At 70.6% G+C, this 16,169-nt stretch carries 12 protein-coding genes and 1 tRNA gene; 8 read left to right on the top strand and 5 right to left on the bottom strand.

Annotated elements, in window-relative coordinates; genetic code table 11:
• Positions 1 to 5 precede the first annotated feature (5 nt).
• Positions 6 to 1,220 (bottom strand): cytochrome P450, encoded by a 1,215-nt coding sequence (locus ABIA38_RS34445; RefSeq protein ID WP_424642861.1) that lies wholly within the window; start codon positions 1,218 to 1,220, stop codon positions 6 to 8.
• Positions 1,221 to 1,631: 411 nt separating this feature from the next.
• On the opposite strand from ABIA38_RS34445, the gene ABIA38_RS34450 reads away from it, so the two are divergent.
• The 3 genes from ABIA38_RS34450 to ABIA38_RS34460 are packed head-to-tail and all read left to right on the top strand — an operon-like array spanning position 1,632 to position 5,503.
• Entirely contained in the window at positions 1,632 to 3,710 is a 2,079-nt protein-coding gene (locus ABIA38_RS34450) for a sensor histidine kinase (protein ID WP_424642862.1), read from the top strand.
• Positions 3,711 to 3,728: 18 nt separating this feature from the next.
• Positions 3,729 to 4,439: a response regulator gene (locus ABIA38_RS34455; RefSeq protein WP_424642863.1), complete on the top strand. Its 711-nt coding sequence runs from the start codon at positions 3,729 to 3,731 to the stop codon at positions 4,437 to 4,439.
• A 47-nt stretch (positions 4,440 to 4,486) separates the two neighbouring features.
• Positions 4,487 to 5,503, top strand: a complete 1,017-nt coding sequence (locus ABIA38_RS34460; protein ID WP_424642864.1) for a ComEC/Rec2 family competence protein — start codon at positions 4,487 to 4,489, stop codon at positions 5,501 to 5,503.
• Between the two features lie 394 nt (positions 5,504 to 5,897).
• Here ABIA38_RS34460 and ABIA38_RS34465 read toward each other — a convergent pair.
• Positions 5,898 to 5,971 (bottom strand) — tRNA-Lys (locus ABIA38_RS34465).
• A 255-nt stretch (positions 5,972 to 6,226) separates the two neighbouring features.
• Here ABIA38_RS34465 and ABIA38_RS34470 point away from each other — a divergent pair.
• The 4 genes from ABIA38_RS34470 (at position 6,227) to ABIA38_RS34485 (ending at position 12,091) form a co-directional block, all read left to right on the top strand.
• Positions 6,227 to 8,032: a hypothetical protein gene (locus ABIA38_RS34470; RefSeq protein WP_424642865.1), complete on the top strand. Its 1,806-nt coding sequence runs from the start codon at positions 6,227 to 6,229 to the stop codon at positions 8,030 to 8,032.
• Positions 8,033 to 8,106: 74 nt separating this feature from the next.
• On the top strand, positions 8,107 to 9,258 hold the full coding sequence (locus ABIA38_RS34475; RefSeq protein ID WP_424642866.1) for a hypothetical protein: 1,152 nt from the start codon (positions 8,107 to 8,109) through the stop codon (positions 9,256 to 9,258).
• Positions 9,255 to 10,754 carry a hypothetical protein gene (locus tag ABIA38_RS34480; protein WP_424642867.1) on the top strand — a complete coding sequence of 500 codons (1,500 nt, stop codon included), beginning with the start codon at positions 9,255 to 9,257 and terminating at the stop codon, positions 10,752 to 10,754. The genes ABIA38_RS34475 and ABIA38_RS34480 overlap by 4 nt, the downstream gene beginning before the upstream one ends.
• On the top strand, positions 10,751 to 12,091 hold the full coding sequence (locus ABIA38_RS34485) for an AAA family ATPase (RefSeq protein ID WP_424642868.1): 1,341 nt from the start codon (positions 10,751 to 10,753) through the stop codon (positions 12,089 to 12,091). Before ABIA38_RS34480 ends, ABIA38_RS34485 begins: the two co-directional genes overlap by 4 nt.
• 120 nt (positions 12,092 to 12,211) lie before the next feature.
• Here ABIA38_RS34485 and ABIA38_RS34490 read toward each other — a convergent pair whose 3' ends face one another.
• Positions 12,212 to 12,547 (bottom strand): hypothetical protein, encoded by a 336-nt coding sequence (locus tag ABIA38_RS34490; protein WP_424642869.1) that lies wholly within the window; start codon positions 12,545 to 12,547, stop codon positions 12,212 to 12,214.
• Between the two features lie 433 nt (positions 12,548 to 12,980).
• A complete protein-coding gene (locus ABIA38_RS34495) occupies positions 12,981 to 13,418 on the bottom strand; it encodes a hypothetical protein (RefSeq protein WP_424642870.1) in 438 nt (145 codons plus the stop codon).
• A 358-nt stretch (positions 13,419 to 13,776) separates the two neighbouring features.
• Between ABIA38_RS34495 and ABIA38_RS34500 the strand changes: the two genes are divergently transcribed.
• Positions 13,777 to 14,790, top strand: a complete 1,014-nt coding sequence (locus tag ABIA38_RS34500; protein WP_424642871.1) for a transcriptional regulator — start codon at positions 13,777 to 13,779, stop codon at positions 14,788 to 14,790.
• Positions 14,791 to 15,245: 455 nt separating this feature from the next.
• On the opposite strand, the gene ABIA38_RS34505 is transcribed toward ABIA38_RS34500, so the two are convergent.
• Complete coding sequence (locus tag ABIA38_RS34505; RefSeq protein ID WP_424642872.1) at positions 15,246 to 15,911, bottom strand: HAD family hydrolase; 666 nt, start codon at positions 15,909 to 15,911, stop codon at positions 15,246 to 15,248.
• Between the last annotated feature and the right edge of the window lie 258 nt (positions 15,912 to 16,169).

Genomic DNA, 16,169 nt, shown 5'->3' on the forward strand with positions numbered 1-16,169 from the left:
CGGGCTCAGGCCGGCGGGGTGAAGGTCACCGGCAGGGCCACCGGGCCGCGGGTGAACACGCCCTTGTCGGCGGGCGCGAACCCCGGTGCGAAGGCCAGGTCGGGCATCGCGTCCAGGAGTTGGTTGGTACCGACCTCGACCTCGGCCGCCGCGAGCAGCGCGCCGACGCAGAAGTGCCGGCCCAGCGCGAAGGACAGGTGGTCGGCCGCCGCGGAGAACGCGGTCTTCGTGGTCAGGTCGTCGCGGAAGATGTCGAACCGGTCCGGGTGCGCGTAGCGCCGGTCGTCCCGGTTGGCCCCGCCGATCAGGCAGGTCAGCGTGCTGCCCGCGGGCACCACGCCGCCGCTCAGTTCGACGTCCTCGGCGGGTTGGCGCATGATCATCTGCACCGGCGGCGAGTAGCGCAGCGTCTCCGCGAACGCCCGGGGGATCAGCGAGCGGTCCGCGCGTACGGCGGCGAGTTGTTCGGGGTGTTCGAGCAGGTTCTTGAACAGGCTCCCGATCGCCTTCTCGGTCGTGTCGCCGCCGGCGGCCAGCAGCAGGCTGCAGAACGCCTTGATGTCCTCGTCGCTCATCCGGGTGCCGTCGATCTCCGCCAGACACAGCGTGGACAGCAGGTCGGGGCCCGGGTTCGCGCGCCGCTCGGCGATCAGCGGCAACATGTACGCGGCGAACTCGGCGCGGGTGCGCAGTCCGGCCGCGGCGACGTCCGGGTCCTGGCTCAGGTTGCCCAGGAACGCGATGACCGAGGTGTACCAGCCGTGGAACCTCGCATGGTCGGCCCGGTCCAGGCCGAGCATGTCGGCGATCACGTTGACCGGCAGGCGCTGCGCGAACTCCGGGACCAGGTCCACCGAACCGCGCCCGCGAAAGGCGTCCACGAGCTGCCGGCTGTTGCGCTCGATCACCGGCAGGAAGGTCTCCTGGAGGGTGTTGCCCCGAAACGCCGGCGCCACCAGGGCCCGGCGGACCGCGTGTTCGCGTCCGCTCAACTGGAGGATGGTCCGCCCGTGCACCGGCTCCAACTGCCAGTCGTAGTTGTCGGTGGTGAACACCGGCTCCTTGAAGGCCCGTTCCACGTCCGCGTAGCGCGAGACGAGCCAACTCTGCATCCCCTCGTGCCACAGCAGCGGGTGTTCGTCCCGCATGGTCCGGTAGAGCGGATACGGATCGGCCGCGAACTCGGGCGAAAGTATGTCCGGCACGTCCAGGGTGGTCATCGAATCCCCTTGTCCAACAACGCAATCGAAGATCATCAACCAACTCGTCCAGGCTATGGACCACGACCCCGGGGGTCCACCCTCGCCCACGGCTTCCGAGTTCAGGAGCTCCTTGCGTCCGCACCGGCCGAAGAAACTGCGGGCTTCGCAGCGATGTCCGGGATCGCTCGGACGTGGTTTGCCGGACCGAAGAAGGCGACCAAGCGTAGGAATTGACAGCGAAGCGTCGTATCCCGGGCGGTCGCGTCAGCGATCCGACTACTCTGGTCCCGCAGATCACGGACAGGGCCGGAACGCTTTGCAGCCCGGACGGGAAGGGGAGTTTCGCTCTTGGGACATTCGCTGCGATTCTCTCCGCAGATCCTCAGGCGTATCGGTGAAGAGCTCGTCCAACACCCGGACTACGGGGTCATGGAACTCGTCCGCAATGCCTATGACGCGGATGCGAGGCACTGTCACATCCGCCTTGCCGATGCCGGCGAGCCGGGCGGCAGCCTCATGGTGGCCGACGACGGCGACGGAATGACTGCCGAGGACCTGGCATCGGGCTTCCTGTTGATCGGGAGTTCCGGCAAGACGCTCGATGGCGGGCGGCATACGGAATCGGGGCGGCGGAAGGTCGGGGAGAAGGGCCTCGGCCGAATCTCGGCGCTGCGCCTGGGACACCGCGTGTCCGTCCGCACCAAGCCGCGTTCGGAACCCGGTGCCGAATACGCCCTGGATATCGACTGGGACCGGATCGACAAGGCCCAAGCAGTCGAGGACGTGCTCCACGAGGTACGGCGCACCGATACGACAGAGGAGCCCGGTACCGAAATCATCGTGCATGACCTGCGCGAGGGCTTCGCCGAAGCGCACGCGTCCCGTTTGGCCAGGGGACTGCTTCTGGTGAGTGGGCCGCCGACTCGTGCCACGACGTTCCGGATCACCTGTGACGCCCCGGGGTTCGTCGCTCTCGAACGGGATGTGATGAGTCCGTGGGAACAGTTCACCGAGGCGGTCGAGTTTCGCCTGGTTGCCGAGCTCGATGAGAACGGTCAGGCTCGTGCGGTGCTCTACAACTGGCGCGGGGAGCCCGAGTATCAGGGCGATCACGCCGACGTGGCACGCGGTCGCACGCGCGAGGCACGCGGTAAACCCCCGGTGCTCCAGTTCCAGGCTCCGGCGGCGTTCTTGGAGGTCTGGACTTTCAACCTCAACCCCGGAGCGTCAGCCGAGCTTCGCCACGTGCGGCAGGACACCGAGGCACTGAGGTCCTGGCTGAAGCATGTGGGAGGAATCCACCTGTTCCACCGGGGCCTTCGGGTGCAGCCGTACGGAGATCGCGGCGATGACTGGCTTGCCATCAACGCTCGAAGGGCAGGAAGCCCCGAGGGGCGCCCCTCGACAAACAACTCATTCGGTGGAATTTGGGTCGATGATGCCGACGACGTCTTGCGGCCCAAAACGGACCGGAGCGGTTTCGTCGACGACGTCGCCTTCCTCGAATTGCAGGCGTTTGCGCGGCATGCCTTGGACTGGGCGGCCGAGCGACGGATCGACAGACGGGAAGCCCGCCGTGTCGGACAGGTCCGCAAGACCCGAGACATGGCTGTGGCAGCGGAGGAGGAGCTGAACCGAGTCCTCGAAGCGGCCTCCGACCGCGCGCCGACACTCTTCGACAGCGAAGCCGGGCCTTCCGACGTGGCGCGCATCAAGGTTGCCGCTCGTGACCTGGTTGCGACCAAGCAGGAGGAGATTCAGGCGCTGCGCGAGGACCTGCTGCTCTACCGGACTTTGGCAACAGTGGGGACCAGTACTGCGGTGTTCGCTCACGAGTCCATCAAGCCTGCCGCTCGCATCGTCAACCTCCTCAAGTCCGTGCGAACGCGGCTTCAGCGATTGATCGGCAGTGAAGACTACGCCGCCGGATTTGCGAACCCGATCGAGAGCTCGATCAGCAGCGCCGAAACCGTCAATACCTTTGCCCGCCTGCCACTGGACTTGCTGGCCAAGCGCAAACGCCGCCCGGAGAACGTCGACATCGACGTCGCCTGTCGGGAGACGGTAGAGCTGTTCATGCCGTACCTGCGCCTGGGGCGGATCGAAGTCCAACTCGACTTGGACGCCCGACAGTCCACAGTGCGTACGACGGTTGCGGACATCGAATCGATCGTGTCGAACCTGCTTGCCAATGCTGCGCACGCGTTCACCCGTGAGGATGAAACCGATCGGGATCGGGTCATCCGCATCAGCACTTGCCGGGACGGTGCCGTTGTGGCACTGGCCATACACGACAGTGGGCCTGGCATTCGAGGGCTGAAGGTCCATGAGATTTGGCAGCCTGGTCGAACCACGCGAGACAGTGGAACCGGACTCGGCCTCACCATCGTGCGCGACATCGTCGCCGACCTCAACGGGACCCATCGAGCGGAAGAGACAGGAGAGTTGGGAGGAGCCAGTATCCTGATCACGCTGCCTACCACCGACGCCGTGGAGACCGACAGCTGATCGGGGGATCGCATGGGTGTGGCGACGCTCAACCCAGGGGCACGGGTTCTGGTTCTCGATGATGACGGCGAGGACGCCGAGGCCGCAGCCGGTGCCTTGCTGGATGCCGACTTCGCGGCGGTCCCGCTCAGTGAAAACGCGGACGGACTGGATGTGGATGCCTTTTTGGCCCATGTCTGCCGGGGCTTCGATGCCTTGGTCTGTGACCACGTGCTCAGCGGTGCCCGGCGATTCGGCTTCACCGGCGCGGAACTGGTGAGTCGTGCCAACCAGCGCCCCGGCCGACCGCTGCCGGCTGTGCTGCTGACGAGTCATCGAGGCACCGACCAGACTGGATCGATCAGCCGATGGTTGTCCGGCATCCCGGCTGTCGTCGACAAACCGGACCTGACCGATGGCATCGTGCCGGCTCTCGATTACACCGTCCGCGAACTACGGGGGGACTTCAGCGAGGAGCGCCGTTGTTTCCTTACCCCTATCGAGGTGCTTGAAGTCTTCACCACGAACGAAGTGAAGCGCGCCCGGGTCGTCGTGGTGGGCTGGCACATGCAGAAGAGCGTTTGGATGCCACTGGAGCCCGCACTGGCGGCAACCGGCTTGAAGGCTGGTGAACTGGAGGGCCGTTGGCTGGAGGCAAAGGTCAACTGCAATGCCAAGCGCCCCGACGACCTCTACTACCGTGACATCACCATCGCTCCCGATCTGCCGGAGGACTGGTTCACCTCATGACTGGAGTTCGACCCTCATCCGCGACGCCCGTGACGAATGGGCTTGGGATGAGGATCCTGGATGTCGGACACGGCAACAGCGCCGTGATTTGGGATGGGACGACGTGCTCGGTTGTGGACGTGGCGCCGGGCGACCTGGTCAAGTCCGAGCTCCAGCGCCTGAGGTGCGATCGGATCGAGCACCTTGTCGTCTCACATTCCGACAGCGACCACGCCGGCGGGGCAGGCAATGTAATCCTCGACCCGGCCCGGACTATCGGCACGGTCTGGTACAACGCGGACGGTGGCAAGAACACGGCGGTCTGGGAGAAGCTTCACCGCGCGATTCACGCCCGCAAACGCGCGGGGGGTCTGGACGGCCACCAGGCCATCCACACCGAGATCGGCCGGGAACTGCACAATGGGCGGGCCTGGTTGGAAGTCGTACATCCGAGCATCGTCATGGCTGGCACCGGGCCTACCAAACACCATCGGATGTTTGGAACACTCACGGCCAATACCGTCTCGGTTGTGGTCAAAGTCCACTTGGACAAGGTTCCGGCCGTGCTCCTTGCTGCCGACATCGACGACGTCGCGCTACGGACTCTTGAGGAGTTCGAGAGCGACTTGTCGGCACCCGTCCTGGTGTTCCCACACCACGGAGGTCGTCCGGGTCGCGCCGACCCGGCACGCTTCGCCGAACGAATGACGCAGCTGGTCGTGCCGAAGGTGGTGGTTTTCTCCATCCTCAGCGGTGGGCGCGCCAACAATCCGCATCCTGACGTGGTGGCAGCGGTACGCAAGGCCGCCCCGGACGCGCATATCGCCTGCACGCAGGTTTCACGGCACTGCCACAGCCTTGCCGGACCCCTGCCCGACGACCATTTGGCCACCGGAGAGGCGGCGGGTCGCAGCAAGGGCCGTTGTTGTGTCGGAAGTCTGACGGTGACCAAGACCAACGCGGGACTGGAGTTCGAACCTCTTTTGCCGGATCACGCGTTGTTCGTCTCGCAGCACGTGAACGCGCCGATGTGTCGGACGGCCGTCCTGCCGATGCCGCGCGTTGGCGATATCCAGGGCGGCTGACTTCGGACCGCCCGTATCCCGGACCGTGGTGTTGGTGCCCACGAAGCGGGTGGGTCGCGGAGTGCGCCAGTGCCGAGATCTGTTGCGCACGCTCAGCAGTCCGTCTACCGCCAAGTGGCTGGACGAGCGCATCCGTTGCCGGCATCTGACCGTGTCGGCGATAAAGGCGATCCCGTGGACTGGATGACTGGTTCACGGGTTCCACGTGGTGAGCGTCGTTTGCGCGACTTCGCAGGTGTGTTCCGGAAGGTACGTTCACTGCCGGGCTCGATGCGGTTCGGGTGGACAACGACGCCGCCGGGGATGCCAGCTGGCTGGTGCCCGCTCTGATAAAAACGCCGAAACGGCGATGGGACCCTCGGTGAACCGAGAGTCCCATCGCCGTTTCGCAAGGTGCGCCGCCAGGGACTCGAACCCCGGACCCGCTGATTAAGAGTCAGCTGCTCTAACCAACTGAGCTAGCGGCGCTTGCGTTGCGTGGGAAACATTAGCAGGGGTCGGCGGTGATCGAAAATCGACACCCCTCGACAGCCCCGGACACCGGGCGGGGGCGCGCGGGGAGCGTATCGAGGGCGCGCAAGGTCCCCCGTAGGACTTCTTTGAGGACACCGGGAGGACGCCATTTTCCGGACATCCGCAAACAGGTCCCGCGGCCCCTCTCACGGCGGGTACCGTCGGCATCACAGCCTGCACAGCACACCGCACGTGTAACCGGGAGGGCCGATGGCCATGCGGCAGGGGGCCGGTCCTTCGTCCGGGAATGTCCGGCTGAAGGCGCTACGGCACTCGCATGGCTGGGTTTCCCAGCAACAATTGGCCGACGCCTTCGAGAAGAAGGCACTGGAATGCGGGCTTCGCCTCGGGGTGAGCGTGCGCCAGGTGCGGCGCTGGGAAAGTGCCGAGCCACCCTGGCCGACGCCGGATTATCAGCAGGTTCTCCAGGCTTTGTTCGAGCGGCCGTTGACCGATCTCGGGTTCACCCCGCCGTGGCAGGCCGAGTTGGAGGAGTACGGAGAGGGATACGCCGAGCCGCACCCACCGGCCGAGCAACCCCCGCCCCCCTCGGCGTTCCCCGCGCCCGCCCGGGAAACCGGGCGGGCGCCGGACCGCTCGGAGCAGCAGGGCTACGGCGAGGCCCGGGTCCGTCGGCAACCACCGCCCACCGGCGGTCCGGTCGGCGGCGCGATGGCCGTGCCGGTCCGCCCGGCACCCGGGATCGGCCGACAGGTGCCGCCGACCCGGCCCGGTCCGGTGCCCCCGCCCGGCCCGGGCGCCCCCCCGGGACCGGTGCCGCCGCCCGGACCCAAGCCCCCGCCCGGGCTCGCGCCGATCCCGGCCCAGCACCCCTCGATCGAGACCGGGCCCACCGTGGTCGGCGGCCGTCGGCTGGAGGGCGACGCGCCGCGCGGGCTGCCGGTCCGCCCGCCGCTGCGCGCGATCGGGCCCGCCGCGAGCGCCGAGCCGCCGAGCCGGACGCTGGAGATCGCCACCCCGGCGGTGTTGCGTCAACTGCTGCGGGCGGACAGCCCCGACCCGGGCCCGCTCGCGGTGCCGATGCAGTCCCGGGCCGGCCAGCTGACCGCGGTCGGCGCCGAGCAGTACGCGATGCTGACCCGGACCTACCGGCAGATGTATTGGGTGGCGCCCGCCGCGATCGCCTACCCCTCGGTGCTCGCCCACGTACGGCTGGGCACCCAACTGCTCAACGCCCCCGGCCCGGCCCGAGCCCGCCGGATCCTGGGCGCCTCGCTCGCCGAGACCGCGATGCTGGCCGGCCGGATGGCCTTCTTCGACCTGGACCGCGCACACGACGCGCAGGACCACTACCTGGTCGCCTACCAGGCCGCGAAGGAGGCCGGGGACAGTCTGCTCGCCGCCGCGGTGCTCGCGCACACGGCGTTCATCCCGGCCTTCGGCGCGGCCCCGGCCGCCGCTCAGGACATTCTCGAGTTCGCCCGCAAGACCGCTACGCGCGGTGCGCCGATGGTGATGCTCGCCTGGTTCGACGCGGTCCAGTCCGAGTTCGAGTCGCTGCGCGGCACCCCCGAGCACGGCCTGCACCTGCTCGACCGGGCCGAGGACCTGCTGTGCCACCCGGACAACACCCCCACGCCGCCCTGGCTCGACTTCTTCGACGCCTCCCGGCTGTGGGGCTTTCGCGGCAAGGCCGAACTGACCGCCGGCCGGATGTTGCAGGCCCAGGAGTCGCTCAACGACGCGCTGCAGAGCCTGCCCGCCAACGGCGACAAGCAGCGCGCGGTGATGTACGCCGACCTGGCCGAGGCGGCCTTTCGGGCGGGCGACGTGGACGAGACGTGCGGCCGGCTGTTCCAATCCGTCGACATGTTGCGGGTGCACTGGTACTCGGTCGGCATGGACCGGGTCAAGCTCACCCGCAAGGCGCTGGAGCCGTACAAGCACACCGTCGCGGTGCGCGAACTCGACGAGGCGCTCGCCTCGTTCACCGAACTCGCGCCCACCGACGAGACCGGCTTCGTGGCCCTGCCCGGGGCGGACGAACACGGCTGAGTTCCGCCTGTCGGTGACATGGTCCACACTGACTCGGGACCGGACGGTTCGACGACGGAAGCCGCAGACGAGACATGCGCACGACGGGTACGACCGGCGCCATCGCCGGCAGGTTGGCGCAGTTGCGCGGCACACTGCCCACCCGCAACCACAACGCCCGCACGGTGGCCGCGCTCGCGGCCAACCCCGGTTGCGCGCGCCGCGGCGTGCTCGACGCGGCGGGCATCGAGAAGACCGCACTGGCCGACCGGCTCGGCTTCCCGGACCGCTACGGGCGCTCCCCGTTCGCGATCGGTCGCGGCAATGTGTTCGAGGCCCGGGTCAAGGCGGACGGCGGCCGGGAGCTGCGCAGGCTGCTCGCCGAGGCGCTGGGCGCCGATCCGGACGGCGGCCCGCTGCTCGACGTGCACCGGGACGGGGACGCCGGCGGGGTCGGCGGCCGGCCGGGTCGGGAGGAGCGGGTGGCCCGCACCCGCGACGCGCTCGCCCGGGCGGCCCGGGACGAACCGGACGCGGGGGCGATCCTGGACCATCCGCTGCTGCCGCTGGACGTGGCCGGGCGGCGCGCCTACCTGGAACCGGACGCGATGGCCTGCCGGGTGGCCGGCCGCTTCCACATCGTGGAGATCAAGTCGTTCGCGATCATCGACGGGTCGGCCGACCCGGGCAAACTGGCCTCCGCGACCCGACAGGCGGCGGTATACGTACACGCGCTGCGCCTGCTCGTCGAGGAACTCGGCCTGGATCCGGACCTGGTGGCCACGGACATCGTGCTGGTCTGCGCCCAGGACTTCGCGAACCATCCGGTCGCCGTGGTGCTCGACGTGCGCCGCGAACTGGCGACCACCCGGCGGCGGTTGGCCCGGTTGTCCGGCGTGGACGAGCTGCTCGACGCGCTGCCCGCCGGGCTGAGCTTCGACGTCGCCGGCGAGCAGGTCGGCGCGGCGGTCACCCGGGTGCCCGCCGCCTACGTGCCGGACTGCCTGACCGCGTGCGAACTCGCGCTGTTCTGCCGGCACGAGGCCCGCACGTGTGCCTCGGGCGGCGGCAGCGTGGGGACGCTGGGCACCTCGGTGCGGGGCGCGCTCGGCGGGATCGAGGACATCGCCACGGCGCTCGCCCTCGCCGACGGCACGCGGGTTGCCGAGCCCGGCCAGGAGGACGTGGCGCGGTTGCTGCGCCGGGCCCAGGCGTTGCGCGACGAGGCGCTTGGTGGTGCCCGGTGAGTGCGGTCGGGGCGCTCGGGCGGTTGCGGGCTGCGGCTACCGGGGTGGCGCAGCCGGCGGCCACCGTTCGGCATCGGCATTTGTCCGGGCGGCCGGTCGTGTTGGTGCCCTACGTGCTCGCGGGTGAGGCGTTCGCGCCGTTGGCCGCTTTGGTGGGGACCGACCCGGATCGGCCGCAGTTGTTCGTCGTACCGCAACCCCGGGACCGGGAGCGGCGGTTCGCGCACGCCGCCGAACTGGCCGGACTGCTGCTGCCCTACCTGGGCGAATTCGCCGCCCGGACGGAGACGGTCGAGCGGCGTGGCGACGATCCGTACGAACGCAGCCTGGACGCCCCGCAGGTGCTCGTACCCACGGCGGGCGGCATCGAGTATCTGCGGTTGCTCGGCCGGTCCACCCGATTCCGCAGCGCCGAGGGGGAGTACGCGGTGGCCCCGGAGGTGCCGCTGCTCGGTCGCTGGTGTACGTGGCTGGCGGACCGGGCCGGGGTGCCCGGATCGAGCGTGTTGTCGGCGATGACGGATCTGCTCACCCAGGCGTGGGCGACCGGGCAGAGCGCGCTGGAGGACGGCGACCTGGCCGCGCTGCTCGCCTGGATCGACCCGCCCGCCGGGCTGCGCGGGGATCAGGCGGCGCGGGCCGTGGAGGGTGGGCCGACCGCCGGGCCGGCCACCGATCCGGCGTTCGACGAGCGGTTGGTGCCGCTGATCGCCGCGTTCGACGAGGCGAGCCGGGGCGAGGGTGGTGATGCCGAGGGCGCGGAACGGGCGATCCGGGACGCGCTGTTCGCCGAACTGCTGCCCACGTGGCAACGGATGTGGCGCGGCGTGGAGCTGCTCGGCACGCGACCCGAGGGCGCCTCGGTGGCCGGGCGCTGGGAGGCCGACCGGGCCTCGTACAGCTTCTTCGCGGCCGACCTCGCCGATCCCGAGTCGCGCCCGCAGCCCAGGGTGCCCGGCGCGATCTCGGCCGCCGCGCAACTCGCGACCAGGGAACGGGCCCAGGCCCGGCTGGACGCCGAACAGGTGCGTGACGACCCGCTGTTGATGGCCGCCGTCCGGCTCGCGGGCGAGGCGTTCCGGGGCGAGCTGATCGCGGTGGACGCCGAGCGGATGGTCGCCGAACCGGGGAAGAAGACCGCGCGCCCGCGCCCGCTGCTGACCTTCCGGACCGAGGACGAACCGCTGTTCGGGCCCGGCACCGACCTGGAGTGCGTCGAGCGCCGGGAGGCGAAGGCCCGGGTCCTGGACTGCGAACCCGGCCGGGTGGTCCTGGAGTTGCGCGGCGGGATGGGTGGCGGGAAGGCCCCCAAGCCGGGCAGCGTGCCCGAACCCGGCGAAGTCCTGTGCTGGACCTCGCTGATCGCCGAGTTCCGCCGCGGCCCGGACTGGCCCGAGGTCGCCGACACGCCCTGGACGCACGGCGGCCCGCCTCCGGATCCGGAAGCCGACCCGGTTGCCGACTCGGCCGACGACGCCCTGGAGGAGTGGTCGTGACGGCCGCGCTCGCACACCCGGCCGGCGATCCGGCCGCGCTCGCCGCCGCCGCGACCAACGCCGTGCTCGCCGATCTCGGCGCCGGGATGCATCGCGGCGTCGTGGTGGACTCGCCGCCCGGCGCGGGCAAGTCGACGCTCGTGGTGCGCGCGGCGGGGGAATTGGCCGCCGCCGGCGAACGGTTGATGATCGTCGCGCAGACCAACAACCAGGTCGACGACCTGCTGGTGCGGCTCGTCGAGGAACATCCGCAGCTGACCGTGGGCCGGTTGTCCGCGACCGGCTACCGGCTGCCGGCCGCGCTGGTCGGCACGTCCGTGGCGAACGCGGAGCAGGCCGAGGCGCTGGACGCCTGCGCGGTGGTGGTGGCCACCGCCGCCAAGTGGGCGCTGGTCAAGGACCGGCGCTGGCCGTGGGCGATCGTGGACGAGGCGTACCAGATGCGCTCGGACGCGCTGCTCCTGGTGGCCCGGCTGTTCGACCGGGCGCTGTTCGTCGGCGACCCCGGCCAACTCGACCCGTTCGCCACGGTGGACACCTCGCGCTGGCACAGCCTGACCTACGACCCGTCGCAGAGCGCGGTGGTGGTGCTGCGTCGGCACAACCCGGACCTGCCGGTGCATCGCCTGCCGGTGTCGTGGCGGTTGCCCGCGAGCGCGGCGCCGCTGGTGTCCGAGGCGTTCTACCCGTTCACCCCGTTCCGCTCCGGCACCGGGCCGGGCGAGCGGCTGCTGCGCTTCGGCGAGGCGCGCGAACACGACGCGTACGACGCGGCCGTGGACGTCGCGGCGGCGTCCGGCTGGGGACTGCTCGAACTGCCCGCGCGATTCACCTCGGCGGGCGACGAGGAGACGGTACGGGCGGTGGCCACGCTGGCCGCGCGGCTGCTCGCGCGCGGCGGCGTCGCGATCGGCGAGCGCACGCCGGGCGGAACGCCGCTGGACGCGTCGCGGATCGCGATCGGGGTCAGCCATCGCGAACAGCGGGCCCGGGTCGAGGCGGCCCTGCGCGCGCTCGGCGCGGCGGACATCGTGGTGGATACCGCGAACCGGCTCCAGGGCCGCGAGTTCGACGTAACCGTGGTGCTGCACCCGCTGTCGGGACGGCGGGACGCGACCGAGTTCCACCTGGAGACCGGCCGGCTGTGCGTATTGGCCTCCCGGCATCGGCACGCGTGCCTGGTGGTGGCCCGCGCGGGCATCCCCGAACTGCTGGACGCGCATCCGAGCGCGGATCCCGTGCAACTGGGCGTCCCGGTCAGCTTCCCGGACGGCTGGGAGGCGAATCAGGCGGTCCTCGCCGAACTTGCCAAGCACCGCGTCCCGCTGGTTCCGTAGCCGGGCGACCGGCTTGGTGACCGGTTCGGCGATCGGCCCGCCGGCCTGCCTCGTGGCCGCCGCGGCACCGGTTCGGCGGGCCGGTCGGGCGCCGCCCCCACCGGCGCCCGGGACCGACCGTCACTCGCCGCGCTCGAGCAACAACCGCCGGCCGTGCTCGATCATCTTCGCCGTGTAGTCCTCGCCCCAGCCCGCCCGCAGCGCGATCTGAGCCGTCGTCAGATGGTCGAACCGATTCGGATCCGCCATCCGCGCCACGGCCATCGCCTGATAGTCCACCGCCCGGTCGGCCGCCGCCCGAAACGCCTCGGCCAGGTCGGTGGAGCGGGTCAGCACCTCCTGGGGATCGGTCAGATCGTCCAGGTCGAAGAAGCGATCGTCGGGCGGCTCGGGGACCGAGGGCTCGAACAACAGCGGCGCGGGCCGCATACGGGGCTTGCGCGACTCGGACGGCATGCGCGGAATCCTTCCGACAGTGCAGACGTGCTGACGACGACTACGGACCAGGGGAGCGGCGGGCAAGATCCCGCGCCCTTGCCATTGTCACCAACGCGACGCCATCCGAAAGACCCTTGCCCGAAAGAGCGACGAGAGCCGGGAGACCGCCCGGATAAACCCCGAATCGGCCGGTCGAACCGGTTGCGCGCGCCGGTTTTCGGCGGCGGTATCGACGTCGGCTCGGCGGGGCGGTTCGGCGGGGCGGCTCGGTGGGGCCGTTCGGCGAGCCGGTTCGTGCGGCGGCGAACCGAGTCGGGCCGGACACGCGGATGCGCCCCCGCGCCGAGTGGCGAGGGGGCGCATCGCGTCCTACCGATACCGGCCGGGTCGAGCAGGCATTGGGGGAGCCGCTCGTGATGTCAGGTGCCCGACCGGTACGTCCTGGGCGATCTCAGATCGCCTGCTGGTGGCGCTCGGCGAGCGCGCGGGCCGCCTCGGCGATCGCCGCGCGCACGTGGCGCAGCGTGGTCAGCCGGTTGTCGGGCGTCGGCGGGACCAGCCACACCAGCGGTCCGTCGTTCTGCTCCGGCGGCGGCGGAAAGGTGATCCACGCACCCCGCCCGTGGTGTCGCGGGCCGAGCCTGCGCTCGCGTGGCCGCATCGGCATCACGGTGGTCGGCGGTACCAGGAAGCCGATCCGGCGGTAACGGCGATCGAAGATGACCGGACCGACCGGCACGCGGTGCGCGTACAGCGTGGCCAGTGCCTCACGGCCGAGCCGGTCCTCCACCTCGATCACGTCGAACGTCTCGCCGGCGGCGACCAGGCGAGGGGCGTACGGGTTCCGAAGCGCGTCCTGTGGCAGCGCTGCCAGCGTCGTTCGGTTCACGTCGGCGTCCATCGGTGAGGCGGTCCTCTCGTTTCGTCGTGGAAACGGAATCGCCCTCGGGGGCCGGGGAGGTCCTCGAAGCGTCCTCTTCGTCCTGCACGTGCCCGAAGCGTCCGACTTTGAGGACGTCCGCTTCTGCCCTAGATGCAACCAGGCCGGCACACCGTGTGACGAGGCCCGCGGTGGGACTCCTGCAGGACGCGCTGAGGACTCTTGCCGCCCTAACGAGCTAGAGGCATGACGCCGCAGGTGGGACGGGGTCACGATCGAGATCAAGGACGGAGCGGTCCGGCCCGGTGTATCGCGTGATCGGGTCCACGCAGTCATGTCCGTCACCACGACGCGTAGGGAGGACGGGGTGCAACGACGTACCTTTCTGGCCGGCGCCGCCGTCGCCGGCCTCACGGCGAAGACTTCCGCCGCGTACGCCTCGTCGGCGGTGGCTCGTGCGCTGCCCGATCCGGTCGCCTACATCGCGACCACCGCCCGGCTGCGGACCCGCTACTGGGTCGAGGAGCCGGGGCGGTTGTTGCCGGTGGTGGCCGAACACGCCCGCAACGGCGCCCGGTTGTTGGCCGAGGGTCCGGAGGGGGCGCACTGCTCGGCGATCGCGGAGACCGCGCTGCTCGCGTCTCGGATCGCGTTCTTCGACCTGAGCCTGCGCGGGCCGCATGTGCGGCGCTGGCAGGACCTGGCCCTGGAGGCGGCCGATCGGGGGCGGGACGGGGCGCTGGCCGCGGCGGTGCTCGGGCACATGGCCTTCGCGCCGGCGTGGAGCGGGCGGGGCACGGAGGCCCGGGACACGTTGGCCGCGGCGCGCGAGCGGACCGCGGCGGGCGAGGCCGGGCCCACCCTGCGGGCGTGGTTGGACGCGGTCGCGGCCGAGGCGGAGGTGCGATTGGGCACGCCGGACGCGGCCTTCCCGCTGCTCGATCGGGCGGCGGATACGTACGCGCCGCCGGAGACGCCCGGGTCGTGGACGGCGGATGGGCCACCGGCCTGGTTGGACTGGTTCTCGGCGGCCCGGCTGGAGGGTTTCCGGGGCGCGGCGGAGGTGGCGGCGGGGCGGTCGGCCGAGGCGCGGGCGACCTTGGAGCGCACGCTCGCGGGGTTGCCGGCGCACAGCCACAAGCAGCGGGCGATGACGTTGGCGGAGCTGGCGGCGACTGCCGTCGGGGCCCGGGAGCCGCGGGACGCCTGTCGGCTGTTGGAGGAGGCGTTGGACCTGGTCGGCGTGCAGGGGTATGCGACGGCGGTGGATCGGGTGCGCACGGTTCGGGCGTCGTTGGCGCCGTGGTCGCGGGAGGTCTTCGTGCGCGATATCGACGATCGGCTTCGGGCGGGGGGCGGGGCGCGTGGGGTGGAGGGGTAGGTGGCCTCACGTGCCGGCGGGGCTGCCTTGGCCTCAAGCGCCGGCCGGGCTGATTCGACCCGGCCTTCGGCCGAGGTGGCCTCAAACGCCGGCCGGGCTAATTGGCCTCAAGCGCCGGCCGGGCTGATTTTGTTCGGCCGGCGGTCGGTGTCGGCTCGGCTTGGTTCGCCTCAAGCGCCGGCGGGGCTGAGTGGCCTCAAGCGCCGGCCGGGCTGATTTTGTGCGCCCGGCGGTTGGTGTTGGCTCGGCTTGGTTCGCCTCAAGCGCCGGCGGGGCTGAGTGGCCTCAAGCGCCGGCCGGGCTGATTTTGTGCGGCCGGCGGTTGGTGTTGGCTCGGCTTGGTTCGCCTCAAGCGCCGGCGGGGCTGAGTGGCCTCAAGCGCCGGCCGGGCTGGTTTTGTTCGGCCGGCGGTTGGTGTCGGCCTGCCTGATGCGCCGGCCGGGTTGCCTGGTCGGCTATTGCTCCGTCGTGCCGTTGATTTTGGCGATTGCGGCCGGGAGTTCGGTCAGGGACTCGAGGCGTAGGTCGGTTACCTCGGTGAGTTCCGGGGTGTCGGCCACCAGGTAGCCCCAGGGGCCGCGGCGGATGTGGGCGGTGCGCAGGCCGGCCAGGTGGGCCGGGCGGACGTCGTTGTCCAGGCGGTCGCCGACGTACAGGATTTCCTCTGCGGGGCACGGGGATTCGGCCACCAGGCGTTCGAAGAAGGCCGGGTCCGGCTTGCTGATGCCCCAGTCGTCGGAGGTGGCGAGCAGGTCCACGCCCAGGTCGAGGCCGCGCAGGATCAGGCCCGCGTTCACCGTCTGGTTGCCGACCACGCCCAGCCACACCCGTTGGTCGCGCAGCGCCTTCAGGCACGGGCGGGTGTCGGTGTACAGGTCTTCCTCGCCGAACCATTCGGGGAAGCCCGCCTTCGTGCGCGCCGCGCGCTCCGCGGTCAGGTCGAAGCCGGGCCGAAAGCGCTGGAACACCTCGCGATAGTCGAGGCCCTGCGCGATCACCGCCCCGAACGTGGCCGCGAACGTGTGCCGGGGCACGCCCAACCAATCCGCCCAGGTGCCGTATTCCCGCGTCTCGTCGACCAGGGTCTCGCCCACGTCGAACACCACGGCGCTGATTCGCATTACCGCTCCCCGCTGTCGTCGCCTGCCGGCCCCGTCCCTGGTTCGCCGCTTCGGTTCGCCGCGCCGTCCGTCCGCCGGACGGGGTCCGGTCAGGCCGAGACCGACCGGGTTCGGCCACTGTTGTGGTGACTTGTCCGATCGGCGTATGCCCGATGACGTAATCCTTGCCGTTACCGGGCGCGGGACCACCCAGAAGGTACCGCCTGCCGACAAGACAAGCGTCGTCCGGAGGTCGTATCCGGCCGATCTTGACCGAAA

It is taken from the genome of Embleya sp. AB8, assembly GCF_049739465.1.
In the GTDB taxonomy this organism is placed as follows: Bacteria; Actinomycetota; Actinomycetes; order Streptomycetales; family Streptomycetaceae; genus Embleya.

Bases quoted from the DNA above. Each gene is read 5' to 3' on its own strand.
- ABIA38_RS34445 (WP_424642861.1), bottom strand. From the start codon at position 1,220: ATGACCACCCTGGACGTGCCGGACATACTTTCGCCCGAGTTCGCGGCC.
- ABIA38_RS34450 (WP_424642862.1), top strand. From the start codon at position 1,632: ATGGAACTCGTCCGCAATGCCTATGACGCGGATGCGAGGCACTGTCAC.
- ABIA38_RS34460 (WP_424642864.1), top strand. From the start codon at position 4,487: ATGAGGATCCTGGATGTCGGACACGGCAACAGCGCCGTGATTTGGGAT.
- ABIA38_RS34470 (WP_424642865.1), top strand. From the start codon at position 6,227: ATGGCCATGCGGCAGGGGGCCGGTCCTTCGTCCGGGAATGTCCGGCTG.
- ABIA38_RS34475 (WP_424642866.1), top strand. From the start codon at position 8,107: ATGCGCACGACGGGTACGACCGGCGCCATCGCCGGCAGGTTGGCGCAG.
- ABIA38_RS34490 (WP_424642869.1), bottom strand. From the start codon at position 12,547: ATGCCGTCCGAGTCGCGCAAGCCCCGTATGCGGCCCGCGCCGCTGTTG.
- ABIA38_RS34505 (WP_424642872.1), bottom strand. From the start codon at position 15,911: ATGCGAATCAGCGCCGTGGTGTTCGACGTGGGCGAGACCCTGGTCGAC.